The 26,270-nt window shown below is 72.5% G+C and carries 20 protein-coding genes and 2 pseudogenes; 9 read left to right on the top strand and 13 right to left on the bottom strand.

The annotated features are described in order from the left end of the window. Positions 1–12: 12 nt before the first annotated feature. Positions 13–645 carry a TetR/AcrR family transcriptional regulator gene (locus BLW86_RS12000; protein WP_093874037.1) on the bottom strand — a complete coding sequence of 211 codons (633 nt, stop codon included), beginning with the start codon at positions 643–645 and terminating at the stop codon, positions 13–15. A gap of 328 nt (positions 646–973) precedes the next feature. On the opposite strand from BLW86_RS12000, the gene BLW86_RS11995 reads away from it, so the two are divergent. The 4 genes from BLW86_RS11995 (at position 974) to BLW86_RS11975 (ending at position 5,185) form a co-directional block, all read left to right on the top strand. Further along, positions 974–1,939, top strand: coding sequence for a tetratricopeptide repeat protein (locus BLW86_RS11995; protein ID WP_093874036.1), 966 nt, complete (start codon positions 974–976; stop codon positions 1,937–1,939). A gap of 591 nt (positions 1,940–2,530) precedes the next feature. After that, entirely contained in the window at positions 2,531–3,211 is a 681-nt protein-coding gene (locus tag BLW86_RS11985; protein ID WP_093874034.1) for a DUF6230 family protein, read from the top strand. Positions 3,212–3,327: 116 nt separating this feature from the next. Next, complete coding sequence (locus tag BLW86_RS11980; RefSeq protein WP_093874033.1) at positions 3,328–3,897, top strand: DUF6114 domain-containing protein; 570 nt, start codon at positions 3,328–3,330, stop codon at positions 3,895–3,897. Next, positions 3,887–5,185 carry a hypothetical protein gene (locus tag BLW86_RS11975; protein WP_371129668.1) on the top strand — a complete coding sequence of 433 codons (1,299 nt, stop codon included), beginning with the start codon at positions 3,887–3,889 and terminating at the stop codon, positions 5,183–5,185. Before BLW86_RS11980 ends, BLW86_RS11975 begins: the two co-directional genes overlap by 11 nt. A gap of 84 nt (positions 5,186–5,269) precedes the next feature. On the opposite strand, the gene BLW86_RS11970 is transcribed toward BLW86_RS11975, so the two are convergent. The 6 genes from BLW86_RS11970 to pta all read right to left on the bottom strand — a co-directional run bounded on the left by BLW86_RS11970 (position 5,270) and on the right by pta (position 14,646). Next, the gene (locus BLW86_RS11970) at positions 5,270–5,683 is read right to left on the bottom strand and encodes a hypothetical protein (RefSeq protein ID WP_256341286.1); all 414 of its coding nucleotides are present in this window, start codon (positions 5,681–5,683) and stop codon (positions 5,270–5,272) included. A gap of 67 nt (positions 5,684–5,750) precedes the next feature. After that, positions 5,751–8,072: a DUF4160 domain-containing protein gene (locus BLW86_RS11965; RefSeq protein WP_093874030.1), complete on the bottom strand. Its 2,322-nt coding sequence runs from the start codon at positions 8,070–8,072 to the stop codon at positions 5,751–5,753. 189 nt (positions 8,073–8,261) lie between these two features. After that, on the bottom strand, positions 8,262–8,876 hold the full coding sequence (locus BLW86_RS11960; RefSeq protein WP_093874029.1) for a hypothetical protein: 615 nt from the start codon (positions 8,874–8,876) through the stop codon (positions 8,262–8,264). Between the two features lie 952 nt (positions 8,877–9,828). Next, positions 9,829–11,259 (bottom strand): pyruvate kinase, encoded by a 1,431-nt coding sequence (pyk, locus tag BLW86_RS11955; RefSeq protein WP_093874028.1) that lies wholly within the window; start codon positions 11,257–11,259, stop codon positions 9,829–9,831. A gap of 82 nt (positions 11,260–11,341) precedes the next feature. Further along, positions 11,342–12,568, bottom strand: coding sequence for an acetate kinase (locus tag BLW86_RS11950; protein ID WP_093874027.1), 1,227 nt, complete (start codon positions 12,566–12,568; stop codon positions 11,342–11,344). After that, entirely contained in the window at positions 12,565–14,646 is a 2,082-nt protein-coding gene (gene pta / locus BLW86_RS11945; protein ID WP_093874026.1) for a phosphate acetyltransferase, read from the bottom strand. Before pta ends, BLW86_RS11950 begins: the two co-directional genes overlap by 4 nt. A 305-nt stretch (positions 14,647–14,951) precedes the next feature. On the opposite strand from pta, the gene BLW86_RS11940 reads away from it, so the two are divergent. Further along, positions 14,952–15,977: an ATP-dependent 6-phosphofructokinase gene (locus tag BLW86_RS11940; protein ID WP_093874025.1), complete on the top strand. Its 1,026-nt coding sequence runs from the start codon at positions 14,952–14,954 to the stop codon at positions 15,975–15,977. Positions 15,978–16,223: 246 nt separating this feature from the next. Continuing rightward, a complete protein-coding gene (locus BLW86_RS11935; protein WP_093874024.1) occupies positions 16,224–17,414 on the top strand; it encodes an RICIN domain-containing protein in 1,191 nt (396 codons plus the stop codon). 22 nt (positions 17,415–17,436) lie between these two features. On the opposite strand, the gene BLW86_RS11930 is transcribed toward BLW86_RS11935, so the two are convergent. The 4 genes and pseudogenes from BLW86_RS11930 to BLW86_RS11915 form a co-directional block, all read right to left on the bottom strand. Further along, complete coding sequence (locus tag BLW86_RS11930; RefSeq protein ID WP_093874023.1) at positions 17,437–18,177, bottom strand: tyrosine-protein phosphatase; 741 nt, start codon at positions 18,175–18,177, stop codon at positions 17,437–17,439. Positions 18,178–18,211: 34 nt separating this feature from the next. Then, complete coding sequence (locus tag BLW86_RS11925; RefSeq protein WP_093878616.1) at positions 18,212–18,820, bottom strand: helix-turn-helix domain-containing protein; 609 nt, start codon at positions 18,818–18,820, stop codon at positions 18,212–18,214. A 145-nt stretch (positions 18,821–18,965) separates the two neighbouring features. Then, entirely contained in the window at positions 18,966–19,661 is a 696-nt protein-coding gene (locus tag BLW86_RS11920; RefSeq protein WP_093874022.1) for a response regulator, read from the bottom strand. Between the two features lie 497 nt (positions 19,662–20,158). Next, positions 20,159–21,757 (bottom strand): annotated as a pseudogene (locus BLW86_RS11915) (ATP-binding protein); the annotation flags it as partial. 174 nt (positions 21,758–21,931) lie between these two features. Between BLW86_RS11915 and BLW86_RS11910 the strand changes: the two are divergent. Continuing rightward, positions 21,932–23,284, top strand: coding sequence for a cation:dicarboxylate symporter family transporter (locus tag BLW86_RS11910; protein ID WP_093878615.1), 1,353 nt, complete (start codon positions 21,932–21,934; stop codon positions 23,282–23,284). Positions 23,285–23,586: 302 nt separating this feature from the next. Here BLW86_RS11910 and BLW86_RS11905 read toward each other — a convergent pair whose 3' ends face one another. Together BLW86_RS11905 and BLW86_RS11900 are read right to left on the bottom strand one after the other, a co-directional pair. After that, a complete protein-coding gene (locus BLW86_RS11905; protein WP_093874021.1) occupies positions 23,587–24,468 on the bottom strand; it encodes an aldo/keto reductase in 882 nt (293 codons plus the stop codon). Further along, a complete protein-coding gene (locus BLW86_RS11900; protein ID WP_093874020.1) occupies positions 24,468–25,364 on the bottom strand; it encodes an NAD-dependent epimerase/dehydratase family protein in 897 nt (298 codons plus the stop codon). The genes BLW86_RS11905 and BLW86_RS11900 overlap by 1 nt, the downstream gene beginning before the upstream one ends. A gap of 67 nt (positions 25,365–25,431) precedes the next feature. On the opposite strand from BLW86_RS11900, the gene BLW86_RS11895 reads away from it, so the two are divergent. Then, positions 25,432–25,956: an Lrp/AsnC family transcriptional regulator gene (locus tag BLW86_RS11895; RefSeq protein WP_177181631.1), complete on the top strand. Its 525-nt coding sequence runs from the start codon at positions 25,432–25,434 to the stop codon at positions 25,954–25,956. A 52-nt stretch (positions 25,957–26,008) separates the two neighbouring features. Then, a pseudogene (locus BLW86_RS43110) lies at positions 26,009–26,119 on the top strand (MerR family transcriptional regulator); the annotation flags it as partial. Positions 26,120–26,270 lie beyond the last annotated feature (151 nt).

Below are 26,270 nucleotides of genomic sequence, written 5' to 3'. Positions count from 1 at the left end.
GGTCCCGCCCGTTCAGCCGATGGTCGCCGCCGCGCCCAGGCCGCCCACCAGGAGCGCGGAGAGGCGGGCCACCCAGGGGGCGTCCACCGGTTCGGCGCTGACCAGGGCGCGGTGCACGACCGCGCCCGCGATGACGTCGAAGATCAGGTCGTCGGTGGCGTCCACGGTCATCGGGTCGCGGCCCGCCGGGAGTTCGCCGCGCTGCTGGGCCCGCTCGCGGCCCGCCAGGACCAGCCGCTTCTGGCGGTCGACGATGGAGGCGCGTATGCGCTCGCGGAGTGGCTCGTCCCGGGTCGACTCGGCCACCACGGCCATGAGGGCCGTCTTCGTCTCGGGCCGTTCGAGGAGGGCCGCGAACTGCAGCACCACGTGCTCGATGTCGGCCTGGAGGGAACCGAGGTCGGGCAGTTCGAGTTCGTCGAAGAGGACGGCGACGGCGTCCACGACGAGCTCGTTCTTGTTGGCCCAGCGGCGGTAGAGGGTCGTCTTCGCGACCCCGGCGCGGCCGGCCACGTCCCCCATCGTGAGCTTGGACCAGCCCAGTTCGACCAGGGCCGCGCGGGTCGCCTCCAGGATGGCCGTGTCGGCCTCGGTGGAGCGGGGGCGCCCGGTGCGGCTGCCGCGGGGGTTGGTGCGCTTACACATGGAAAGCGACCATACCCGCCGGTAGGTATACCGCCAGAGGCCGGTGATGTGAGGCAGTTCACCGCGCGGATCCCGCCCGCGCCCTCCCGCCGGATCCTTCCCTGGAGTTACGCTACGACCTGTAGCGAAAGGCATTGAGCGGCCTGAGCGACAACCACAGTGCCGGATGGGGATCCGGTGCGACAGAAGGCGTCGGGTGGGGACCCGGTGCCACCGAAGACGAAGAACCGTGTCGTCCACGCGTCTCGCACACCGGCGGGAGATGCGCGGACGGCGCGGTTCAGCCATGGCTTACCGGTTACGCGCGCGGAAGGGGGAGGATGTATCCATGCAGCCCCGAAACATGTCCATGAGCGGCGTCGTCGACCTCGCCGCGGTGAAGGCGGCCGGAGAGGCCAAGGCGAAGGCGGAGCAGGTGCGCGCCGAAGCCGCCCGGCAGGGCGGTTCCGCCGCCGTGCCCCCGTCGGCCCTGGTGATCGACGTAGACGAGGCCGGCTTCGAGCGCGATGTGCTCCAGCGCTCGGCCGAGGTTCCGGTCGTCCTCGACTTCTGGGCCGAGTGGTGCGAGCCCTGCAAGCAGCTCGGCCCCCTCCTGGAGCGGCTCGCCGTCGAGTACAACGGCCGCTTCCTGCTCGCGAAGATCGACGTCGACGCCAACCAGATGCTGATGCAGCAGTTCGGCATCCAGGGAATTCCGGCCGTTTTCGCGGTGGTCGCCGGTCAGGCGCTGCCGCTGTTCCAGGGTGCGGTGCCCGAGGCGCAGATCCGGGAGACCCTCGACCAGCTGATCCAGGTCGGCGAGGAGCGCTTCGGTCTGACCGGCATCGCCGTGGACGCGGGCGCCGACGCCTTCGACCCGGCGGCGCGGCCGGCCGGTCCGTACGACGCGCTCCTCGAAGCGGCCATGTCCGCGCTCGACGCGGGCGACCTGGCGGGTGCCGTCCAGGCGTACAAGAACGTGCTCGCCGACGACCCGGCCCACCCGGAGGCCAAGCTCGGTCTGGCGCAGGCCGAACTCCTCGCCCGGGTGCAGGACCTCGACCCGGGCGTCGTCCGCCAGAAGGCGGCGGACGATCCGGCCGACGTCACCGCGCAGATCGCCGCCGCCGACCTGGATCTGGTGGGCGGCCATGTGCAGGACGCCTTCGGGCGCCTCGTGGAGACCGTGCGCCGCACGGCGGGCGAGGACCGGGACGCGGCGCGGCTGCGACTCCTGGAGCTGTTCGAGGTGATCGGTGCCGACGATCCGCGGGTGACGGCCGCCCGGCAGGCCCTCGCCCGGGTGCTGTTCTAGCTCCCCGGGTGCGCCGGATCGTTTGACGATTTGGCAGCAGCGTGACAAAACGCGGCCGCGCTTTACCAAAACTTGGTAATCGCGGCCGCTGTTACTTGCAGTAAATCGAACCCGGCGTTCTGTCCGGATTCATGTGGCGATCTCCTGACATTCCCTGTCGCTCGAACGCACCCAGCGTGCCCGTTCGGTCCCGCCCCGCCATGACGTGGTTATCCACCCGTTACTAGCCAGTAACGAACCCCCTTGTGCGGGGGCCCGGAATGGACCACGATCGGCGACGCTCGGTCCGAACCGCATCCCCCGGCAACCACCCGGGAAAGCGGCGAGGGTCCCCACCGAGTGGACCGGTGTTCCGGCACCGGTCGTGGACAGGGGGGTTCCCGATCTCACCGACCGGGGCCTGTCCAAATCAGGTCGCGCTCGAAGGCGTGACCCATGGTTGTCGCTCGGGGGTGATCGCCGGTGATTCGGACGCGCATCGCGCCGCCTGATGCCTCGGCGCTCTCCTTCCCGAGGACGTAGCTCTTCTCCCATCCCAGGGCGGGCCCCCGGGCCCCTCCGGAGATGTACGTCCGAGAAGGAGGAATTCTCATGAAGTCCCAGGTTCGTGGCGGGACCAGATGGAAGCGGTTCGCCGTCGTCATGGTCCCGAGCGTGGCCGCGACGGCCGCGATCGGTGTCGGCCTGGCCCAGGGCGCGCTCGCCGCGTCCTTCAGCATCTCCGGCCAGGAATTCAAGGTTAAGGCCAACAGCCTCGTCGGTACGGACTTCGTCCAGTACGGCAGCGTGGACGCGGGCAAGGACCTCGAGGGCAAGGACTTCGCCGCCCCGGTGGCGGTGTCCGGCTTCTCCGAGGCCTGGATCACCAACATGTGCCAGTCGGTCGTCACGCCGAAGGTGCCGTTCGTCGGTGACGTCACCCTCCGCCTGGAGGCCGGCACCGACGCCGTCAAGACCGGCAAGGACGAGGACAAGGTCTACGCGAAGGGCATCTACCTCGATGTCTCCGAGCTCAAGGCCGACGCCGAGTTCACCAACATCGACATCGGTGTCGCGGCCGGAAAGCTCAACGAGTTCGGCGGCAAGCCGGTCGACGGCAAGCCGGGCATCCAGCCCAACACCAAGGCCAACCCGTACGGCTTCGGCCAGCGCGCCCAGCAGGCCACGCTGAACAACGTGCAGCAGAAGGCCTGGGCCACCACGGCCGGCACCTTCAAGCTGCCCGACCTGCACCTGTCGCTGCACCGGGGCACCGACGCCGAGTGCTACTAGGACCGGCCGGTCCCTGAGGACCGATCCGTCCGGAGGGTGGGGCCGTCGCGTGCGGTCCCACCCGCCAGGTTCCTTCTTCATCTTTCTCAGCAACACCGCTTCCAGGGAGCTGTTCCATGAGCGCCGAGTACCCCGCCTCCCGCGAAGTCCCCAAAAAGGAGAACCGGTTCAAGGTCTGGAGGCAGACCCGGCCCTTCTGGGCGGGACTGTTCACCATGATCGGCGGTGTACCGATCGCCTACCTCCCGTACGGGGACATGCGGCTCGGCAACGTCACGCTCGCCATGCAGACGACCGCCGGAGCCGGCGCGCTGATCATCGGCGTCCTGCTGATCACGCTCGGGCTGACGATGTGGTTCCAGCCCGTCGTCCGGGTGTTCGCGGGCGTCGCGGCGATCGTCCTGGCACTCGTCTCCATCCCGGTGTCGAACTTCGGCGGTCTCGTCATCGGATACCTGTTCGCCCTCATCGGCGGCGGCATGTCCGCCGCCTGGGCGCCCGCGCCCCCGGTCGAGGAGATCAAGCGCGCAGAGCACGACGGTCACCCGGAGGCCTCGGACGAGGCCGGTGCGGAGCCCGCGACGGAGGCCGTGCCCGCGGCCGTGTTCCCGGAGCAGCGCGAGGCGGAGCACCAGGCGACCGAAACGACCATCGACGCCAATGGCGGGAGGAACAGTGCGGGGTGACGAGACTCAGCCGGCGCTCGCGAAAGAGGGCCCGCGGCACGCGGCCCCGCGCAAGTCGCTGCTGAACAGGATCCAGGGTCCCGCGGGGAAGGCGATGGCCCTGGCGGCCATGCCGACCGCGGTGCTCGTGGGCATGGGCCTCACGCCCAGACTCGCCCTCGCGGACGACGCGGACATCCCCTTCGCCCCCGGCCCCTGTGTGACGCGCTCGGACGAGCCGACGCCGGAGGCGACGGGCACGGCGAAGCCGGACGAGAGCGCGAAGCCCACCGCCACGCCCACGGACACCCCCTCGGCGACCGCGACGCCGTCCTCCACCGCGACGCCGACCGCGACCGCGACCCCGACGCCCGCTGCGACGCAGACCGGCCAGACCGCCGCGCCGCAGACGCAGGAACACGCGACGACCGCCCCCGCGCCCGCCGCGACCCCCACGGCCACCCCCTCGCCGACGCAGTCCAAGAACCCGCTGGACCCGCTGGGCCTGGGCGACGCCCTCAAGGACCTCCTCGACGGCCCGGACAAGACGCCGACGGCCACGCCCACGACGGCGGCGCCGACGACCCCCGCCCCGCAGCAGACGGGGGCCCCCGCCGACAAGGCGCCGGCGACGGACGCGCCGTCCACGACCGCCCCCACCACGGCGGCGAAGCCGACCACCGACCCGGCGACCGAGAAGACGAAGGCCGCGATCGCGAAGGCCGCCGAAGTGGCGGGCGCGAAGGTCGAGGAGCTCCCCGAGAGCGCCCAGGGCCTCGACGCCAAGCCGGACACGGACATACCCGACGGGGCCAAGCCCCGCTTCCCGTGCCCCGAGCCGGACCCCGAGGCGCTGGCCGCGGCCGAGATGGAGCCCGGCATCCCGCTGCTCCCGGACGAGCCCTGGCGACTGGACAGCACGAGGCTCGAACTGATCGGCCTGAAGTACCACGGCATCGTCGAGGTGAAGACCGGCAGCGGCAAGATCAAGAAGGTCCTGAAGTTCACCGCGAGCAACGTCAACATCAAGGACCTGCACCAGACGACGGTCCACTCGGAGGGCCTCTCGGGCCACGTCCGTTCCACCCCGGGCAAGACCTCGACCATCACCGACGGCACGGTCACCATGTACACGGAGTCCCTGAAGGGCAACCTCTTCGGGCTCATCCCGGTCACCTTCAGCCCGGAGACCCCGCCGCCGCTGGACGTGCCGTGGGCCGTCTTCACTAAGGTGACGGTGATACAGGCGGGCCAGTTCGGCGGCACCCTGATGGTCCCCGGCCTCCGCAACACGATCGAGCCCAGCTGACCCCCGTACCACTCCGGGAGCCGCACCACGACGGCCTTCCCCTCCCGACCGGGAGGGGAAGGCCGTCGCTCTTGTGCTCCGGCGTCAGCCGAGCGCCACGGAGGCGGCCCGCCGGATGCGCTTGGTGCGTCCCGACCCCGCCAGAACACGCAGCACCGACGGGTCGGACACCTCGGCGGCGATGCGCAGCTGGAGCCAGTCGCTCCAGCCGTCGACCAGCTCGGGCCCGAACTCCCGCACGCCCGCCCCGGACCGTAGATCCTCCAGGGTCCCCAGTTCGTGGGCCCGGCGGGCACTGAACGCGCGTACCGAAGGGGCGAGCGCCTGGACCCAGGCCTCCCTCTCGGTACGCGGCACCCGTTCCAGGGCCTCGCCGACGACGCCCGACGCGAGTGCCGCGTCGGTCTCCGCCACGACCGCGGCCAGCAGGACCGGCAGTGCCGCGTCGGAGGCCAGGGCCGCGCGGTACAACTCCCACCGGGCATGGCCGTCCGCCACATCAAGTACGGCAGCGCCGGTCAGGGCCTCAAGACGTTGTACGGCGTCCCGGAGTGCGCAGGGTACGTCAGCATCCGCCATTGGCCTTGAACCTTTCCATGGCAACTCGGATGTTCTCCCTGATGGTACGGAGGTTGCTGTCGACGACGGCCTTCTGGAGCCGGGACAGCTCCGGGTCGCCCGCGAGCGGCTTGCCGTTCTGGCCTACCCGGACCTCCTTGCCCTTGCCCTTGACGTGTGCGTGTGGCGGGGCGTGGTCGTTGGAGTAGATCTGAACGGTCACGCCGCCCTCGCTCACGATCGTGCCGACACCCGGAAACTCCGAGGCAGCCGTGGCGGAGCGGACCGTCAGGGCCTGCGCCCCCGTGGCGAGCATGGGGGCGGTTTCCGCCGGTGCGGCGAATGCGGCAGCAGATACTGCGACGGCCTTGGGCTTGACCGGGCACGCGCGGCCCTTGCCCTTCTTGGCGTCGTCGATGATCTTGCGGAACTTGTCCAGTGTCCGCTTGGCGATGACGGACTTCTCCAGGAAGCCGCCGATGCCGCCGGCCACCCGGACGATCGCCTTGCCCACCGACCAGGCCTTGGAGACGGGGATGAACTTCACCAGAGTCCACAGGCAACTCTCGATGTCGCCCTCGGTGAAACAACGCTCCAGGTCGCGGTAGCCGATCTCCTCCAGCAGGATCTCCCCGCCGTTCACCTTGAGCCAGTCGAGGATGCCCTGACCTGCCAGCGCCTTGGCGTTGCGGAAGACTTCGACGCACTCCTCCCCGCACTCGCGGCGCAGCAGCTCCTCCTCGTCGAGCGTGAGGTCCGGGCCGACGTCGGAGCCATTGGCCTCGACCCGTTCCTTGATCGCCTGTCGTTCCTCCTCACGCTCGGCGGCCTCGGCCCGGTCGGCCGCTTGGTCCGCCTCGACGGCACTCTCGTGGGCACGGGTGGCCGCGCCCTCGGCAGCGGTGGCGTCCTGCTCCGCCTGAGAGGCGGTCGCCCGGGCGCTGCCGGCGTCCTGCTCGGCGGTGGTGGCAGCACTGCGGGCGGAGGCGGCGTCGCGCTCGGCGGCGGTCGCCTCCTGGTCGGCTGCGGCAGCCTCCGTTTCGGCATCGTTCGCGGCGAATGAAGCCTGCATGGCATCGACGCCGGCCTGCACGTCGTACTCTTGCGCCCTGGCGTCAGCTCGTTTGGCGGCCTGAGCGGCCTTCTCGGCCTCAGCGGCGGACGCGCGTGCCGCGGCGACGTGCTCCAGGGCCTTGGCAGCGTCCGCCGCCGCCGTCGCGGCGGCCAGCGCCGCGATCTTGGCGTCCCCCGCGGCCTTGTCCGCGAGGGCCTTGGCGTCCGCGGCGGCCTTCGCCGCCTCCTTTGCACTGGCTTGAGCGGCAGCGGACTGCTGTTCGGCCAGGGGCTTGGCGGCCTGACCGACGAGGACAGCGAAGGCGGCCGACGCGTCGATCTCACGGTAAGGACCGCCCAGGGTGATGGCCTCGTCCGCGGCCGCGTTCACGGCCCGGGCAGCGTCACGGGCACCAGCCGCGGCCTGGCCGGCGGCATAGGAGAATCCGGCCGTTCTGGCCGCCCAGGCCGCGGTCTTCGCCGCCTCGGCCTGCGCCGCGGTCGCCTCCTGTCGCGCCTTGACCGCAGCGGCCTGCGCCTTCTTCGCTTCGGCTTCCGCCGCGCGCGCGTTCGCCTTGGCGTTCGCCGCCGCGTCGATGGCCTCGGCCGCCGAGGCGTGGGCGGTGGCCGCGGCCGCTCGGGTGCTCTCATAGGCCGACCACGCCTTGTCGGCCGCGGCACGTGAACGGGAGGCCGCCGCGGCCGAACGGGTCGCGGCGGCACGGGCGTTCACTGCTGCCGTGGATGCTTCGCCAGCGGCCGTTCGTGCCCGGCCCGCCGCGGCCGAGGCCTCGTCGGCCGCTGCGCGGGCAGCGGTGGCTGCCTCCCGTGCCTCGCCGGCACTGGCGGTGCCTTCGGCGGCTGCCGCAGCGGCTTCCAGTGCGGCGGCGCGTGAGGCCTTCGCGTTCTTGTTCCGCTCGGCCGCTTCGGCGGTGGAGCGGGCGAGTGCAGCCCGGCCCTCGGCCGCCTCGGCCGCCTCGCGCTGTGCGGCGGCGTCGGCGGCGGAGGTTTCGGCGGCGGTACGCGCCTGCCCAGCGGTCTCGCGTTCGGCCTGTGCGCGCTGCTCGGCGGCTGCGGCCTTTTCGCGCTCCCGGGCCGCGTTCCCCCGTTCCCGGGCGGCGTTCGCCTTCTCGGCCTCCGCGATCCCGCGCTGCCGCTTGGCCTCGGCCGCACCTGCCTTGGCGGCCTGTTCTGCGGTCTCCGCAGTGGCCTGTGCCTGCTTGGCCTTGGTGGCGTTGGCGGCGGCTTCCTTCGCCTGGGCCTCGGCCGTCTGCATCGCGGCCTTCGCCTGGGCCGCAGCCTCCTGCGCGGCTGCCCTGCGGAACTCGGTGCTGAGGGCATGTGCTTGCGTCTTACTCAGGGCGTAGAGCGCGCCGCTGTTCGCTGCCGTCGCCTTGGCCGCGTTGGCCGCCGTGAGGGCCGTCTTCGCCGCGGCCAGCGCGGCGGCGCTCGACGCCTTCGCGACCTAGACGGACTGCTGGGCGTAGAGGAGTCCCCGGCCGCGCGGGGTCTTCGCCGCGTCGGCGACCGCCCAGGCGGAGGTCTGCGCGGCGGCGGCCTTGTCGGACGCCGTCTTGGCCGCCGCTGCCGCCTTGTCGGCGATCGTGACCTGGGCCGCGGCCGCGTTCCGGGCGGCCGTGAGGTCCGCCGCCGCCTTGGTGAAGACGGCCGGGGCCGGCTTTCCGGTGGTGTTGGTGGACCAGTACTTCTGCCAGTAGAGGATCTGGTCGGCCAGCCAGGCCTGCCGGATGGCCTCGATCATCGCCTCGGTGCCGACCCGGGTCTGTTTGGCCGCCTCCAGTTCGGCGGCCATGATGTCGGTGCGCTGCTTGGCCTGCCCGGAGTACTCGGCCTCCCACTCGCCGAAGGCCTGGACGACCGGGCCGGTCAGGGCGCGGTTGTAGTCGATGGGGTTGGCGCTGTCGCAGTTCGCCCAGGCGATCTTGAGGGCTTCGACCTCGGTGCGGAACTCCAGGGAGTCCGGTGCGGGCGCCTGCTTGGGGAAGCCGCCGTAGCGCAGGAACGTGGCGACGTCGTTGGCCGAACCGCCGCCGGACCCCAGGAGTACGTCGCCGGCCACGGGCCGCCAGTTGGTCTCCCAGGTGTCGTCCGGGGTGGAGATGCCCCAAGGACCGTCCGCGCCTTGTCCAGGGACGTCGTGCCGGGCATCGGGCGGGGGTCGTCGGTGATCTTGCCCCACAGGGCGCGCTGCTGGGTGAACCCCAGGATGTCCGCGCCGAAGGCGGGGGCGTGGAAGTCGCGCCCGCCGAAGGAGTTCACCGAGCGGTACGGGGAGTTCGAGGCGTCCAGTTTCTGCTGACGGGCCTGGAACGCGTCGACCGCGGTGCCCGTGGCGGCCTTGTCCCGGTCGAGGGCCTGGCCGAGCGGACCGGAGAGCAGCCAGCCGCGCGAGCCGATGGCCGTGCCGATGTCCGCGTCGGTCCCGGCCAGCGCGCGGCCGGCGGCGGCCTTCGCCTCCGGGCCGCCGAGGTGGACGAACCGGGCCGCGATGCAGCGGTTCTCCCGGGCCGTGACGCCGAGGCTGATGCGGAGGGTCCGCTGCCAGGGGTCCGTGGGGTTGTCCCCGGGTTCGTCCGCGCGGGCCGGGGCGGTGGAGAGGAGGGTGAGGAGGACCGAGGAGGCGGTTGCGAGAGCGGTGGCGGCGGCTCCGCGCCGGAACCGTCCTCGTCTCGTCCCCCATGGTCTGGGCTGGAATGTCGTGTGCACGCGTTCCACCTGTGGGTCGACAAAGAGGTCAGCCCCGGGTGGAGGTACGGGTGTGGACATGGACGAGCACGGCGTGCCGTTCGCATACGACGCGCCGCGAAGTGAGATCCCCTGGGTGCCTGGTCAGGGCACACCCCCTGCCCTCCCCCCGGAAGGCCGGGCAATCATTGCACCGGCACGTTCGCACGTGGAAGATCTTTTTCGGCTGCCGGACAGGCCGCAGCCGAAAAGCGCCGTCCGGAAACGGCCGGTGGGCCGCACCCCTGCGAAGGGGTGCGGCCCACCGGCCGTTCACGGGGAGGGCGTCAGACGCGCTCCGCCCCGCCCAGGTGGTGGACGCGGACCATGTTGGTCGTGCCCGGGACACCGGGGGGCGAGCCGGCGGTGATGACCATCGTGTCGCCCTCGCTGTAGCGCTGGAGCTTGAGGAGCTCGGCGTCCACGATGTCGACCATGGCGTCCGTGGTCTCCACGAACGGCACGAGGAAGGACTCCACGCCCCAGCTCAGGGTGAGCTGGTTGCGGGTGCCCTCGTCCGTCGTGAAGGCGAGGATCGGCTGCTGCGTGCGGTAGCGCGAGAGGCGGCGCGCGGTGTCGCCGGACTGCGTGAAGGCGATCAGCGCCTTGCCGTCGAGGAAGTCCGCGATCTCGCAGGCCGCGCGGGCGACGGAACCGCCCTGGGTGCGCGGCTTCTTGCCGGGGACCAGGGGCTGGAGGCCCTTGGAGAGGAGCTCCTCCTCGGCCGCGGCGACGATCTTCGACATCGTCTTCACGGTCTCGATCGGGTACGCGCCGACCGAGGACTCGGCCGAGAGCATGACCGCGTCCGCGCCGTCCAGGATCGCGTTGGCGACGTCGCTCGCCTCGGCGCGGGTCGGCCGGGAGTTGGTGATCATCGACTCCATCATCTGGGTGGCGACGATGACCGGCTTGGCGTTGCGGCGGCACATCTCCACGAGGCGCTTCTGCACCATCGGGACCTTCTCCAGCGGGTACTCCACCGCGAGGTCGCCACGGGCCACCATGACGGCGTCGAAGGCGGCGACGACGTCCGCCATGTTCTCGACCGCCTGCGGCTTCTCCACCTTGGCGATGACGGGGACCCGGCGGCCCTCCTCGTCCATCACCTTGTGGACGTCCTTGACGTCGTTGGCGTCGCGGACGAAGGACAGGGCGACCATGTCGCAGCCCATCCGCAGTGCGAAGCGGAGGTCGTCGACGTCCTTCTCCGACAGCGCGGGCACGTTGACCGCCGCGCCGGGCAGGTTGATGCCCTTGTGGTCGGAGATGACGCCGCCCTCGACGACGATGGTCTTGACCCGGGACCCGTCGACCTCGACGACCCGCAGCTCGACGTTGCCGTCGTTGATCAGGACCTGGTCGCCCTTGGAGACGTCGCCCGGCAGACCCTTGTAGGTGGTGCCGCAGATCGACTTGTCGCCCGGGACGTCCTCGGTGGTGATGGTGAACTCGTCACCGCGCACCAGCTCGACCGGTCCCTCGGCGAAGGTCTCCAGACGGATCTTCGGGCCCTGGAGGTCGGCGAGGACGCCGACGGCGCGCCCGGTGTCCGCGGAGACCTGCCGGACGCGGTCGTACCGCTCCTGGTGCTCTGCCTGGGACCCGTGGCTGAAGTTGAATCGGGCCACGTTCATACCGGCCTCGATGAGAGCCTTCAGCTGCTCATACGAGTCGACGGCGGGGCCCAGCGTGCAGACGATTTTGGAACGGCGCATGAGGCGGATCCTATCGGTTTGTTTCACTGCGGAATATTCCGTCTGGCGGAAAGTACAAATGGGCGCGGGCCCGCTCAGGCGTTCACTCGTTCGAGCTCGCCCCTTCCAGAACGAGCGCGTGACTCTGGCGCGCGATCTCCAGCTCCTCGTCCGTCGGCACCACGGCGACCGCCACCCGCGCGTACACCGGCGAGATGATCCGGGCCTCGTCGGAACGCACGGAGTTCAGGTCCGCGTCCACCGCGAGCCCGAGCTCCTCCAGACCCGTGATCGCAGCCTCCCGCACCGGCGCCGCGTTCTCACCGACCCCCGCCGTGAACGCCACCGCGTCCACCCGGCCGAGCACCGCGTAGTACGCCCCGATGTACTTCTTGAGCCGGTGCACGTAGATGTCGAAGGCCAGCGCCGCCCGCTCGTCGCCCTCCTCGATCCGCCGGCGGATCTCCCGCATGTCGTTGTCGCCGCAGAGCCCCACGAGACCCGACTTCTTGTTCAGCAGCATGTCGATCTCGTCCGTCGACATTCCCGCCACCCGCTTCAGGTGGAAGGTCACCGCCGGGTCGATGTCGCCCGAGCGGGTGCCCATGACCAGGCCCTCGAGCGGCGTCAGACCCATCGAGGTGTCCACGCACCGGCCGCCCCGCACCGCCGACGCCGAGGCGCCGTTCCCCAGGTGCAGCACGATCACGTTCACCTCCTCCGGCTCCTTGCCCAGCAGTCTTGCCGTCTCCCGCGAGACGTACGCGTGCGAGGTGCCGTGGAAGCCGTACCGGCGGATCCGGTGCGCGTCGGCCGTCTCCACGTCGATCGCGTACCGCGCCGCGGACTCCGGCATCGTCGTGTGGAAGGCGGTGTCGAAGACCGCCACCTGCGGCAGGTCCGGGCGCATCGCCATCGCCGTACGGATGCCCACCAGGTTCGCCGGATTGTGCAGCGGCGCCACCGGCACGAGCCGCTCGATCTCCGCGAGCACCTCCTCGTCGATCACCGTCGGCTCCGTGAACCGCAGCCCGCCGTGCACCACCCGGTGGCCGATCGCCGCCAGCTCGGGGGAGTCGAGACCCAGACCGTCCGTCGCCAGCTCCTCGGCGACCGCCTTCAGCGCGGCCGCGTGGTCCGGGATCGGCCCGTTCCTCTCGCGCCTCTCGCCACCGCCCCGGAGCGGGGTGTGCACGATCCGCGAGGTCTCCTCGCCGATCCGCTCCACCAGCCCCTGCGCCAGGCGGCTGTCGTCACGCATGTCGAGCAGCTGGTACTTCACCGACGAGGAGCCGGAGTTGAGGACCAGTACACGGGTGGGAGGGGTCATGCCGGGAGCTCCTGGGCCTGGGACTGGATCGCCGTGATGGCGACCGTGTTGACGATGTCGCTGACGAGCGCGCCGCGCGAGAGGTCGTTCACGGGCTTGCGCAGACCCTGAAGCACCGGGCCGACCGCCACGGCGCCGGCCGAACGCTGCACGGCCTTGTAGGTGTTGTTGCCCGTGTTGAGGTCCGGGAAGATCAGCACGGTCGCCTGACCCGCCACCTCCGAACCCGGCAGCTTCGTCGCCGCCACGGACGGCTCGACGGCCGCGTCGTACTGGATCGGGCCCTCGATCCGCAGCTCCGGACGCGCCTCGCGGACCAGCTTCGTCGCCTCCCGCACCTTGTCGACGTCCGCGCCGGAGCCCGAGGTCCCGGTGGAGTACGAGAGCATCGCGATCCGCGGCTCCACCCCGAAGCGGGCCGCGGTCGCCGCCGACTGGGCGGCGATGTCCGCCAGCTGCTCGGCGTTCGGATCCGGGTTGACCGCGCAGTCGCCGTACACGAGGACCTTGTCGGCGAGGCACATGAAGAACACCGAGGAGACGATCGACGCGTCCGGCTTCGTCTTGATGATCTCGAACGCGGGCCGGATCGTCGCCGCCGTGGAGTGCACGGACCCCGACACCATGCCGTCGGCGAGACCCTCCTGCACCATCAGGGTGCCGAAGTAGTTCACGTCCGAGACGACGTCGTACGCCAGCTCGACGGTGACGCCCTTGTGGGCCCGCAGCGCCGCGTACTTCTCGGCGAAGGAGTCGCGCAGCTCCGAGGTCTGCGGATCGATCAGCTGCGTGTCGCCCAGGTTCACGCTCAGATCGGCGGCCTTCTTGCGGATGGCCTCGACGTCGCCGAGCAGCGTCAGATCGCAGACGTCACGACGGACCAGCACGTCCGCCGCGCGCAGCACCCGCTCCTCGGTGCCCTCCGGCAGCACCACCCGGCGCCGGTCGGCCCGGGCCTGTTCGAGCAGTTCGTGCTCGAACATCATCGGTGTGACCCGGCCGCTGCGCGCCACCGAGATCCGCTTGAGGAGGTCGGTGGTGTCCACGTGCCGCTCGAAGAGACCGAGGGCGGTCTCCGCCTTGCGCGGGGTGGCGGCGTTCAGCTTGCCTTCGAGGGAGAACAGCTCGGCCGCCGTCGGGAAGCTGGTGCCGGGCACGGAGATGACCGGCGTGCCGGGCGCGAGGCGGGCCGCCAGGGTCAGGATCTCGTCGTCGGGCCGCTCGTTCAGGGTGAGCAGCACGCCGGCGATCGACGGGGTGCCCGCCGAGTGCGCGGCGAGCGCGCCGACGACCAGGTCGGCCCGGTCCCCGGGGGTGACGACGAGACAGCCCGGGGTCAGCGCCTTGAGGAAGTTCGGCAGCATCGCGCCGCCGAAGACGAAGTCGAGCGCGTCCCGCGCCAGCCCCGCGTCGTCGCCGAGGACGACGGAGGCGCCCAGCGCGTGGGTGATCTGGGCGACCGTGGGCGCGGCGAGCGCCGGCTCGTCGGGCAGCACGTAGCAGGGCACCGGGAGCCGGGCCCCGAGCCGCTCGGCGATGGGCTCGCGGTCCTCGCCGGACACCCGGTTGACGACCATCGCGAGCACGTCGCAGCCGAGCCCGTCGTACGCCCGGAAGGCGTTGCGCGCCTCGGCCCGTACGGACTCGGCGGTCTGGCCCTTGCCGCCGACCACCGGGATGACGGAGGCGCCGAACTCGTTGGCGAGGCGCGCGTTGAGCGCGAGCTCGTCGGGGAGCTGGGTGGCGGCGAAGTCGGTGCCGAGGACGAGGACGACCTCGTAGTCGCGGGCGACGGCGTGGAAGCGGTCGACCAGCTGGGAGACCAGCTCGTCGGTGCCCCGCTCGGCCTGGAGCGCCGAGGCCTCGTGGTAGTCCATGCCGTAGACCGAAGAGGGGTCCTGCGAGAGCCGGTAGCGGGCGCGCAGCAGATCGAAGAGCCGGTCGGGACGGTGGTGCACCAGCGGACGGAACACCCCCACCCGGTCCACCTGGCGGGTGAGGAGCTCCATGACTCCCAGCTCGACGACCTGGCGGCCGTCACCGCGGTCGATCCCGGTCACGTACACGCTGCGCGTCACGCCGTGGTCTCCTGTCCAGTCCTGCGGAAGGGGCCGAGCGGTGCTCTCGGGGCACCGATCCGCGGCCCGTGCGTCAATCGACAGTGCTCAGAAAGCCCCGATAGGGCGGCATCACCCCCTTGACAATACCCCCGCCGATGGTTACGTCGCCCCCCGGACGAAAGGCCCGGAAACCCGGGGCGAAAGGCCTCCGCGGGGTCACCGGCAAGGACGCGCGGACGGGCGGGGAACGCGTCCGTCAGGCGGCGCGTGGGAGAATCGTGGTGGCTCACAACGGACCGCGACCGAGCAGGAGACCAAGCACGATGCGCATCGGAGTTCTCACCGCAGGCGGCGACTGCCCCGGCCTGAACGCAGTGATCCGGTCGGTCGTGCACCGGGCGCTGACCGGCCACAACGACGAAGTCATCGGCTTCGAGGACGGGTTCAAGGGCCTCCTCGACGGCCACTACCGCCCCCTCGACCTCGACGCCGTCAGCGGCATCCTCGCCCGAGGCGGCACCATCCTCGGCTCCGCCCGCCTGGAGCGGAACCGGCTCCGCGAGGCCGCCGATTCCGCCTCCGACCTGGCCCGCACGTACGGCATCGACGTCCTCATCCCCATCGGCGGCGAAGGCACCCTGACCGCCGCCCGGATGCTCTCCGAGGCCGGCATGCCCGTCGTCGGCGTCCCGAAGACCATCGACAACGACATCTCCTCCACGGACCGCACCTTCGGCTTCGACACCGCCGTCGGCGTCGCCACCGAGGCCATGGACCGCCTCAAGACCACCGCCGAGTCCCACCAGCGGGTGATGGTCGTCGAGGTGATGGGCCGCCACGCCGGCTGGATCGCCCTCGAATCCGGCATGGCCGGCGGCGCGCACGGCATCTGCCTCCCCGAGCGCCCCTTCCAGGTCGACGACCTCGTCAAGATGGTCGAGGAGCGCTTCGCCCGCGGCAAGAAGTTCGCCGTCATCTGCGTCGCCGAGGGCGCCCACCCGGCCGAGGGCTCCATGGACTACAAGAAGGGCGAGATCGACCAGTTCGGCCACGAGCGCTTCCAGGGCATCGGCAACCAGCTCGCCGTCGAGCTGGAGCGGCGCCTCGGCAAGGAGGCCCGCCCGGTCATCCTCGGCCACGTCCAGCGCGGCGGCACGCCGACCGCGTACGACCGGGTGCTCGCCACCCGCTTCGGCTGGCACGCGGTGGAGGCGGCCCACCGCGGCGACTTCGGCCGGATGACCGCGCTGCGCGGCACGAACGTCGAGATGGTGCCGCTGGCCGAGGCCGTGACCCAGCTCAAGAGGGTCCCCGAGGACCGCATGCGCGAGGCGGAGTCGGTCTTCTAGCCGGGACGGGGTCCTTCCAGGACTTTCCAGGACTCGAGACGGCCGGGGCGGGGCCCTCCGGGACACGGGACGACCCGGGTGGCCCCGACCGTCCCCCCCGTGGACGGTCGGGGCCACCCCGCTGTGCCCGGCACTCCCCCCCCGGAAATGCCGGATTCCACTCTTGAGCCCCGGCGCGAGATCAACAAGGCTTGGGGCTGTCCCGGACATGTCCCAACCTTGTCCGGCGGGAAGGGGGACGCGCGGATGACGCCGGGGGAGCAGGCTCCTGACCCACGGGAGGTACGGAACCCCGCCGAGTTCCTCGCGTGCCTCCAGGCCCTCAAGGACTGGTCGGGCCTGACCTACCGCGAGCTGTCGGCACGCGCGGAGACGCACGGCGACGTCCTGCCCCGCTCCACGGTGGCGAACATGCTGGCCCGCCCGACCCTGCCCCGAGAGGAACTGCTCACCACCTTCGTCCGCGCCTGCGGCGTCGAAGACGGTGAGGCGGAGCACTGGCGGACGGTACGGAGGGAGCTGGCGGGGCGGGGGGCGTACGGGGCGGCCCGGACGGGCTCCGACGAAGCCCCCGCCCGGCCCGAAGCCGCCGACGGTCCCGGTGCCGGGGTCGCCGACGGCTCTGACGGCTCTGATGGTCCGGGTGGCCCTGGCGGTCTCGGCGGCGATGGTGCTCCCGGTGCGGGCGGTGCGGGCAGTGCTCCCGGGGCGGGCAGTGCGGGAAGTGCTCCCGGCGTGGGCGGTCCCGGCGGTGGCGGTGCGAGCGGTTCCCGGTCCGAGGCCGGTGCCCCGTGCGGGCCGGGCTCCCTGTCCGGGCCGGGTTCCCCGCCCGGTCCCGTTTTCCCGTCCGGTCCCGGCTCCCGGATACGCCGCGTCCTCGTCGCGGCCGTCGCGCTCGCCGGGCTCGTGCTGGCCGGGGTCAGCGTCGTCGCCTTCCTGCGGGACGGGCACGCCGGGCATCCGCCCCGTACCCCCACCGCCCCCGCCGCCGGGGACGTCCGGATCCGGGTGGCCGGCACCGACTTCTGCCTCGGCGAGCGGCGCGGCACCCGCACCGGCCAGATCCACCAGCTGCCGTGCGCCGCCGCCGGCCTCCCGCGCTACTCGCTGGCGGAGGCGGGCGGCGGCCGGTGGAGGATCGTTTCGGACCACCCCGACTTCGGCCCCGGCTGCTCCGGCCTCCCCTCGGGCGGCCGGACACCCGGCGCCGCGTACGAGGACTCCGAGTGCGGCGACCCGACCCGGGTCGAGTCCTTCGCCCTGGAGGCGTACGGCACCCCCGTCGAGGGCTACCGGATCGTCCCGGTGGGCTCCGCGACCCCCGGCAGCTGCGTCACCGTCGTCGGCGACCGCTCGGCCGCCTGGGCGCGGCTCGCCCAGGCGCCCTGCGCGCCGGACGCGGCCGGGCAGCTCTTCGACTTCGACCGGCGGAACTGAAGACCGCGGCCCCGGCGGGGCCTCAGGCAGCCTCGACCAGACGGGCCTTGAGCGCCGTCACCACCGCCGGGTCGAGCCCGACGTGGCCGGTGGCGTACGCGTACACCGAGCCGTACCGCTCGCGCAGGTCCGCGAGGAACAGCCGGATGACGTCGGCGGGCGCCCGGCCGTAGCCCGGCCAGCGCGGCTCCCGGCCCGGGTGCGCGGCCCGCCAGTCGGCGATCAGCCGCTCCGTGGCCAGCTCGGTGAGCGCGAAGTCGGCGAGGATCTCCTCGTCCGGGACCTCCAGGAGGTCGAGGACGACGGCCGCGAGCAGACCCGTGCGGTCCTTCCCGGAGGCGCAGTGGAAGACGAGCGGCCCCTCGGCGGCGGCGATCAGCTCCAGGGCCGCGCGGAGCTCCTCCGCCCCGTCCTCGGCGACCTCGGCGAAACGGTCGGCGAGATAGCGCCAGGGGTCGAGGGCGGGGTCGATCGCCTCCTGGTCGTAGGGGCGGTGCTCGATGGAGAGGTTGTGCCAGGAGACCTCCTCGGTCTCAGGCAGGCGGCCCTTGCCAGCGATCTCCCACGGGTAGCGCAGGTCGATCACCGTGCCCACGCCCAGCGCGCGGAAGCGCTCCAGGTCGGCCGGGCCGGCGTCCGCGAGCTTGCCGAGGGAGTCGGAGCGGTAGAGGGTCTCCCACCGCACGGTCCCGCCGTCGGCGGTCCGATAGCCGCCCAGGTCACGGAAGTTGTGGAGTCGGTCGAAGGGTATGTGTCGTCTCACGGCCGCCAATGTACGGCCTGCGGCCCCGGATGATCTACGGGCCGACCGCCGCCCAGAAGTGGTCGGTGATCTCGTCCAGGTAGGCGCGCCCCTCGTCGCCGGTCGTCCCCGGGGCGCCCCAGCTGCTGATCGCCGTCATCCGGGTGTGGTAGTCCGAGTGGAGCTGCTGGAGCGCGGACTCCACGATCCGCTTCGGCAGCGGCACCAGCTTCACGGTCGGCTTCACGTACGCCTGCCAGCGGGTGGTCGCCGCGTCGCGCAGCAGCTCGGCGAGGGCTTCGGCGCCGCCGGTCGCGGTGATCAGGGCGCGCGGGCCGAGGGCGAGCGCCTCGGCGAGGGCGACCGTCTGGCGTTCGGTGCCGCGCCAGCGGCCCTCTTCCTCCATCCGCTGGTACGCGTGGGTCGCCATGCCCACCCGCCGGGCGAGCTCCTCGACGGAGAGCCCGCGCGCGACCCGGTGCTCGCGCAGGGTGGAGGCGGCGGCGATGAGGTCCGCGGGGGAGCACCACAGGACGCCCGCGAGGGCGGTGAGCTCCTGCTCGTTCGGGATCGCCAGGCCGCGCTCCCAGGCGGCGACGGTCTCGGGATCGACGAAGAGGCCGTACTGCGCCCGCAGGCCGTAGGCGACGTGACCGGGGGCCATGCCGAGGCCTTCGCGGAGGCGGCGCGCGGCCGAGGCGTCGAAGGGAGGGGAGGGTTGGTGCACTCGGTCACGGTAGGCGCGGAAGGTGACGGCTGGCTACGGTTCGTTCCCCCAACGCACGGCGTCGTAGGAACGTCGGAACCGGTCAGTAACCGCGGCCCGGCCGGTCGAGCCAGCGGTACTGGAGCTCGGGGCGCCCGATCTGCCCGTACTGCGGGGCGCGCACGGCCCGGCCCTCCGTGACCAGGTGTTCGAGGTAGCGACGGGCGGTGATCCGGGAGATCCCGACGGCCGTGCCCGCCTCGGCGGCGGTGAGCCCCGCCGGGGTGGACCGGAGGGTGCGCGTGACGGCTTCGAGCGTCGGGGCGCTGAGGCCCTTGGGGAGCGTGGCGGGGTGCGGGGCCCGGAGCGCGGCGAGGGCCCGGTCCACCTCGTCCTGGCCGGAGGCCTCCCCGGCGGCCGCCCGGAACTCGGCGTACCGGGCGAGCCGGTCCCGCAGGGTGGCGAAGGCGAACGGCTTCAGGACGTACTGGACGACGCCGAGGGACACGCCCTCGCGGACGACGGCCAGGTCGCGGGCGGAGGTCACGGCGATGACGTCCGCGGAGTGGCCGGCGGCCCGCAGGGCCCGCAGCAGCTGGAGGCCGTGGCCGTCGGGCAGGTAGAGGTCGAGCAGGATCAGGTCGACCGGCATCCGGTCGAGGACCCGCACGGCCTCGGCCCGCGAGTGCGCGACCCCGACGACGGCGAAGCCCTCGACACGCCCGGCGTAGAGCGCGTGGGCGTCGGCGGCGACGGGGTCGTCCTCGACGACGAGAACGCGGAGGGGCTGCGCACTCACGGGGCCACCTCCGCGTTGACCACCTCGGTGGCCTCGGTGGCCTCGGTGGCCTCGGTGGTCCCGGTGGTCCCGGTGGTCCCGGTCGCTCCGGTGGCCCCGGAAGCCCGGGAACCCCCGGCCGGCTCGGTGTCGGCGGCGCCGCCGGGGCGCACGAACTGGCCCGGGCCACCGGGGCCGCCCGGGTGCGCGAGGCTGCGGGGGGCGCCGGCCGTGCCCGGCGCGGCCGGGTCGAGGCCGGCCCCCGGGGTGCCGGGCCCGGCCGGGTCCTCGCCCCGGCGCGGCTGTTCGGGGGTGTCCGGGTCTTCGGCGTGGCCCAGGTGTTCGGGAGCGTCCGGGCTTTCGGCCTGGCCCCGGTGCCGGGGCCCGGCCGGGGCTTCGGCGTGGCCTGGGTGGCCGGGCCCGGCCGGGGCATCGGCGTGGCCCGGGTGCCCGGCCCCGCCCAGGGCTTCGGCGGGTCTTGCGTCCCCCACGCGCGCCCCGTCCCTTTCCTCCGCCCCTGCCCCGGCCTCCCCTCGCAGGGGCAGGCGGACGGTGAACTGGGCGCCGCCCTCCTCCGCCTCCGCGAGGTGCAGGGTGCCAGAGGCGCGGGAGACCGCCTGGCCCACCAGGGCCAGGCCGAGGCCGCGGCCGGGGCCTCGGGTGGACCAGCCGCGGCCGAGGACCGCCTCCCGGTCGGCGGGGCGGACGCCCGGGCCGCTGTCGCCGACGCGGAGCAGCAGCTCGCCGTCGCCCGCGCGGGCGGCGACCGTGACCGTCACGCGCGCGTGCGGGGTCCCGCCGGCCGCCTCCACCGCGTTGTCGATGAGGTTGCCCAGGATCGTCACCAGGTCCCGGGAGGGCAGGGCCGCCGGGACCCGGCCGTCGTCGATGTGGCTGTCCTCGGTGAGGACCAGCTCCACGCCCCGCTCGTTGGCCTGCGCCGCCTTGCCGAGCAGCAGCGCCGCGAGGACCGGTTCGCCGACGGCGTCGACGACGCGGTCGGTGAGCGCCTGGGCGAGCTCCAGCTCCGCCGTCGCGAACTCCACCGCCTCCGCCACCCGGCCCAGTTCGATGAGCGAGACGACCGTGTGCAGCCGGTTCGCCGCCTCGTGGGCCTGGGAGCGGAGGGCCTCCGTGAAGCCCCGCTCGGAGTCCAGCTCGCCGGAGAGCGCCTGGAGTTCGGTGCGGTCCCGGAGCGTGACGACGGTGCCGCGCCGCTCCCCGCCCACCACCGGGCGGGTGTTGACCACCAGCACCCGGTCGGCCGTCAGGTGCGTCTCGTCGACGCGCGGCTCCGAGGAGAGCAGCGCGCCGGTCAGCGAGGCCGGCAGGCCGAGGTCCGCGGCCGGGCGCCCGACGACCCCTTCGTCCAGGCCCAGGAGCTCCCGCGCGCCGTCGTTGATGAGGGCGATCCGCCGCCCTCCGTCGAGCATCACGAGCCCTTCCCGCACGGCGTGCAGCGCGGCCTCGTGGTAGTCGTGCATACGGCTCAGCTCCGTGGCGTTCATGCCGTGCGTGTGGCGGCGCAGGCGCGCGTTCACGACGTACGTTCCCGCTCCGCCGAGCGCGAGCGCCGCGCCCGCCATGCCGAGCAGGGCGGTCACCTGCTCCCGTACCTGCTCGCTGATCTTGTCGATCGTGATGCCCGCGCTGACCAGGGCGACGACCCGGCCGTGGTCGAGGACGGGCGCCACCGTCCGTACGGAGGGGCCCAGGACGCCCAGGTGCGTCTCGGAGTAGAGCCGGCCCTGCCGCGCCTGCTCGATGTGCCCGAGGTACGTGCGGCCTATCTGCGCCGGCTCGGGATGCGTCCAGCGGGTGCCGTCCGGGGCCATGATCACCACGAAGGCGACGCCCGCGTGGCGGCGCAGCGACTCCGCGTACGGCTGGAGGGCGGCCGTCGGATCGACGGAGCGGGCGGCGGCGACCACGGACGGGGAGTCGGCGACGGCGGCGGCGGTCGCCGTGGACTGGCGCCGCGCGGTCTCCTCGGCCTGCGCGAGGTCCGTGACGTACGCGAAGACCGCGCACCCCGCCACGACGACGGCCACGAGCACGACCTGCATCGCGAAGAGCTGGCCGGCCAGGCTGCGGGGGCGGGGGAGGGGAAGACGCATGCGGCGCATGCGGGTAAGTGTGCACGTGGGAATGTGCGCGGCGGCACCGCGTTCCCGAATCGTGCCCTTCCCCTCGTGAACGAAACGCACGCAACCGTGACCCCGGTCACAGGCTGGTGGATAGTCGCGGAGGTCCACCGGGACGTGGACACCCATCAGCACGAGGAGGACCCCGTGGCCGCACGCCGGGACCGCACCCACTATCTGTATCTCGCCGTCATCGGCGCCGTACTGCTCGGCATCACGGTCGGGTTCCTGGCGCCGGGCGTCGCCGTCGAGCTCAAGCCGCTGGGCACCGGCTTCGTCAACCTGATCAAGATGATGATCTCGCCGATCATCTTCTGCACGATCGTGCTCGGCGTCGGCTCGGTCCGGAAGGCCGCGAAGGTCGGTGCCGTCGGCGGCCTCGCCCTCGGCTACTTCCTCGTGATGTCGACCGTCGCACTCGCGATCGGTCTGCTCGTCGGCAACCTCCTGGAGCCCGGCTCCGGGCTCCACCTCACCAAGGAGCTCGCCGAGGCCGGCGCCAAGCAGGCCGAGGGCGCGCACGAGTCGACCCCGGACTTCCTGCTCGGGATCATCCCGACCACCCTCGTCTCCGCCTTCACCGGCGGCGAGGTCCTGCAGACCCTCCTCGTCGCCCTCCTCGCCGGCTTCGCGCTCCAGGCCATGGGCACCGCCGGGGAGCCCGTCCTGCGCGGCATCGGGCACATCCAGCGGCTCGTCTTCCGCATCCTCGGCATGATCATGTGGGCCGCGCCGGTCGGCGCGTTCGGCGCCATCGCGGCCGTCGTCGGCGCGACGGGCGCCGCGGCCCTGAAGTCGTTGGCCGTCATCATGATCGGCTTCTACGTGACCTGCGGGCTGTTCGTCTTCGTGGTCCTCGGCGCGCTGCTCCGGCTGATCGCCGGGATCAACATCTGGGCCCTCCTGAGGTACCTGGGCCGCGAGTTCCTGCTGATCCTCTCCACCTCCTCCTCGGAGTCCGCGCTGCCCCGGCTCATCGCGAAGATGGAGCACCTGGGCGTCAGCAAGCCGGTCGTCGGCATCACCGTGCCGACCGGCTACTCCTTCAACCTCGACGGCACCGCGATCTACCTGACGATGGCCTCGCTCTTCACCGCCGAGGCGATGGGCGACCCGCTGTCGATCGGCGAGCAGATCTCGCTCCTCGTGTTCATGATCATCGCCTCGAAGGGTGCGGCGGGCGTCACCGGGGCGGGGCTCGCCACGCTCGCGGGCGGCCTCCAGTCGCACCGGCCCGACCTGGTCGACGGGGTCGGCCTCATCGTCGGCATCGACCGCTTCATGAGCGAGGCGCGCGCCCTCACCAACTTCGCGGGCAACGCGGTCGCGACGGTGCTCGTCGGCACGTGGACGAAGGAGATCGACAAGGCGCGGGTCACGGAGGTCCTCGCGGGGCGGGCGCCCTTCGACGAGACGACCCTCGTGGACGACCACGGGGCGACGGCGGTCCCGGACCAGCGCACGGACGAGGGCGAGGAGAGGGCCCGCGCGGGCGTCTGACCCCCCCCAGGGGGGGTGCCCGGACCTGGGGCCCCGCACGGACCGCGCCCGGCGAGCCCCCGCGCGGGCGGTGCCCCCGGCACACCCTCGTGTGGGCGCGCCCGCCGGGGCGGTGCCCCCGCCCCCGCCCGTGTGGGGCCTGCGCCTGGGGGGTGCCCCCCAGCCGGCGTGCCCGCAACGGGGGCTCGAAGGGTGGGCGCCGTCCCGGCGGAAGGGGCGCCCACAACGGGGTGGCGAGGGCGTGCCCCACAGCGGGAGGGCGCCCACAAGCTGGGCCACCGCGGCCCCGGCGAGCGCGCCCCTCAGCGCGCGTTCAGGGACGCCAGGTCCTCCGGAGAGAGCCGCAGGGTCGCCGCCCCCGCCGAGTCCCGGGCCGTTTCCGGGCGGCTGGCGCCCGGGATGGGGAGGACCGTTTCCGAGCGGGTCAGGAGCCAGGCGAGGGCCACTCGCTGGGGGCTGACGCCGTGCGCCCGGGCCACGCGGTGGAAGGCGCCGAACTCCGGGTCCTCCTCCAGGGCGGACGCCCCGTCCAGGGAGCTGCGGGAGATCCCGCCCAGCGGGCTCCACGGCAGGAAGGCGAGGCCGAGTTCGGCGCAGAGCCGCAGCTCCGCCTCGCTGTCCCGCACCGCGGGGGAGTAGCGGTTCTGTACGGAGACCAGCCGGTCGCCGAGGATCTCGCGGGCCAGCCGGATCTGGGAGGCGTCCACGTTCGAGATCCCCGCCAGCCGCACCGTACCCGCGTCCAGCAACTCCCGTACCGCGCCGAGGGATTCGGCGTACGGGACGGCCGGGTCCGGCTTGTGCAGCTGGTAGAGGCCGATCGCGCCGCCGCCGAGCCGCCGCGCCGAGCCCTCCGCGGCCCGCCGCAGGTGTTCGGGCCGGCCGTCCACGGTCCAGCCGCCGTCGGCCGTACGCCCCCGGCCGCCCTTGGTGGCGACGAGCACGTCGTCCGTGCCGCCGCCGTACGAGGCGAGGGCCCGCCCGACGAGGAGCTCGCCCTCGCCCGGTGTGCCGCCCGGCGGGTGGTAGGAGTCGGCGGTGTCGAGGAGGGTCACCCCCGCGTCCAGCGCGGCGTGCACGGTGGCGACGGCCCGCGCCTCGTCCGGGCGGCCCTCGATGGAGAGCGGCATCGTGCCGAGCCCCACGGCTCCGACGCGTACGTCTCCCAGCATCCGGTATCGCATCAGAGCGCCGCCCCGATCGTCTCGGAGACGGCCTTCGCCAGCCACTCGCCGGAGTCCGTGAAGGAGTAACCGAGGGAGACGGCGCGGGAGTTGGACATGCCGTACGAGCGGGCGAAGGAGAACGGAGAGACCTCGCCGACCTCCACCTCCTGGAAGACGGTCCGGCCGCCCACCAGCTTCTCGATCTCCGCGCAGAGGTCGGCGGTGGTGAGCGGGGAGTGGGAGTGCGCGTTCACCGGCCCGGTGAAGTCCGCCCGGACCGCCCAGGCGAGGAACGCGGCGATCTCCTCCACGTACACATAGGTCGCCGGGTGGTTCACCACCGGCACGGCGATGGGTTCGCCCGCCCGGATGCGCCGCGCGTAGTGGTCGAGCCGGCCGGTGAAGTCGTCCGTGCCGCCCAGGACGTGCGCCACCCGCACCGAGGCCCAGGCGAACGGCGTCCCCGCCGCGAAGACCGCCTCGGCCTGCCGCTTCCCCTCCCCGTAGTGCGCGTCGAGGAACTCGGGGTCCTCCCAGGGCAGGCCCGTGTCGACGGTCACGGTGGCCAGGTCGAGGGCGGACTCGGCGACCGGCTCGGCCGAGTCCTCGTACTCGTAGACCTCGACCGTCGACGTCATCACATAGCGCCGGGTGCGCGTCGCGAACACGCGCCGGGCGATCTCGGCCTGGCGCGGCGTGTAGCAGACCTGGTCCACGACGACGTCGAAGGAACGGTCCGCGAGAACGGATGCGAGCGCTTTCTCGTCGTCGCGGTCGGCGACCAGCTGCTCGATTCCTTCCGGGGCCGGGGAAGAACCCCGGTTGAGCACCGTGATCCGGTGCCCGGATTCCCGCAGCAGCGCGATGAGCCGCTTTCCGAAATAGCGGTTCCCGCCGATGACCAGAACGTCCATGAATCTCAACTCCCTTGCCTCTGCGGACAAGTGTTACGTTGTGCGCTCGCCGATCGAAGGGGGAAACATGGGAGTGCAGGTCGTTCCGCCGAAGGAACCACGGCATTCGCGCACCGCCACCGACGAAACCTCGGCGGCCGCTTTCGACCCCATCGACCGGCAGATCCTGGACCTCCTGCAGACCGACGGCCGCATCAAGCTCAGCGAGCTCGGCCGCCGCGTCCGGCTGAGCCCCGCGGCCGTCACCGAACGGGTCCGCCGCCTGGAGGCGGGTGGGGCGGTCACCGGCTACGGCGCGCACGTCTCGCCGGCCGTGCTCGGCTACGGCATCCAGGCCTTCATCCGGGTGAACCCGCACGGCGGCTACAACCTGAAGCACCCCCGCACCCTGGAGCTGACCGCGCGCCCGGAGGTCCTGGAGGTCCACCACGTGGTCGGCGAGGACTGCTGGATCCTGAAGGTGGCCGTCACCGACACCGTCCACCTGGAAGAGATCCTGGAGCAGACCTCGGCCCTCGGCCGGACCACGACCTCGATCGTGCTGTCCTCCCCGGTGGTCCGCAAACCCCTCCTGCCGACGGTGGCACGCTGACTCCTTGCCTTGACGTCGGCGTCAAGGCCCACCGTCGGGGACATGCGCATCGGAGAGCCGGCCGCTCGTCGACTGCCTGTGCGCGGGGCACCCGGCGGGGGACTCGTGTCCCGCGTCGATCGTCGGCGCCCGCCCGAAGCGGCGCCTCCTGGCGGAACTGGAGGACGCGCCGGGCTGAGACGGTCCGGCGCCGCGGCACGCCGAGGCATACAGAAATACCCCGACTAGAATTGACAGTCGGGGTATTGCTTCGCGTATATTGATGGATTCCGTGTCCGGGCACACCGAAAACACGGAGAAGTTCAATAAACGCA

Source organism: Streptomyces sp. TLI_105, from assembly GCF_900105415.1.
In the GTDB taxonomy this organism is placed as follows: domain Bacteria; phylum Actinomycetota; class Actinomycetes; order Streptomycetales; family Streptomycetaceae; genus Streptomyces.
This window is presented reverse-complemented; position numbering and strand designations above follow the sequence as displayed.

What these genes read in the sequence shown, in the direction of transcription:
- BLW86_RS12000 (WP_093874037.1), bottom strand. Translation starts at nt 645, where the DNA reads ATGTGTAAGCGCACCAACCCCCGCGGCAGCCGCACCGGGCGCCCCCGC.
- BLW86_RS11995 (WP_093874036.1), top strand. Translation starts at nt 974, where the DNA reads ATGCAGCCCCGAAACATGTCCATGAGCGGCGTCGTCGACCTCGCCGCG.
- BLW86_RS11985 (WP_093874034.1), top strand. Translation starts at nt 2,531, where the DNA reads ATGAAGTCCCAGGTTCGTGGCGGGACCAGATGGAAGCGGTTCGCCGTC.
- BLW86_RS11980 (WP_093874033.1), top strand. Translation starts at nt 3,328, where the DNA reads ATGAGCGCCGAGTACCCCGCCTCCCGCGAAGTCCCCAAAAAGGAGAAC.
- BLW86_RS11965 (WP_093874030.1), bottom strand. Translation starts at nt 8,072, where the DNA reads ATGCAGACGGCCGAGGCCCAGGCGAAGGAAGCCGCCGCCAACGCCACC.
- pyk (WP_093874028.1), bottom strand. Translation starts at nt 11,259, where the DNA reads ATGCGCCGTTCCAAAATCGTCTGCACGCTGGGCCCCGCCGTCGACTCG.
- BLW86_RS11950 (WP_093874027.1), bottom strand. Translation starts at nt 12,568, where the DNA reads ATGACCCCTCCCACCCGTGTACTGGTCCTCAACTCCGGCTCCTCGTCG.
- BLW86_RS11940 (WP_093874025.1), top strand. Translation starts at nt 14,952, where the DNA reads ATGCGCATCGGAGTTCTCACCGCAGGCGGCGACTGCCCCGGCCTGAAC.
- BLW86_RS11935 (WP_093874024.1), top strand. Translation starts at nt 16,224, where the DNA reads ATGACGCCGGGGGAGCAGGCTCCTGACCCACGGGAGGTACGGAACCCC.
- BLW86_RS11925 (WP_093878616.1), bottom strand. Translation starts at nt 18,820, where the DNA reads ATGGCCCCCGGTCACGTCGCCTACGGCCTGCGGGCGCAGTACGGCCTC.
- BLW86_RS11905 (WP_093874021.1), bottom strand. Translation starts at nt 24,468, where the DNA reads ATGCGATACCGGATGCTGGGAGACGTACGCGTCGGAGCCGTGGGGCTC.
- BLW86_RS11900 (WP_093874020.1), bottom strand. Translation starts at nt 25,364, where the DNA reads ATGGACGTTCTGGTCATCGGCGGGAACCGCTATTTCGGAAAGCGGCTC.
- BLW86_RS11895 (WP_177181631.1), top strand. Translation starts at nt 25,432, where the DNA reads ATGGGAGTGCAGGTCGTTCCGCCGAAGGAACCACGGCATTCGCGCACC.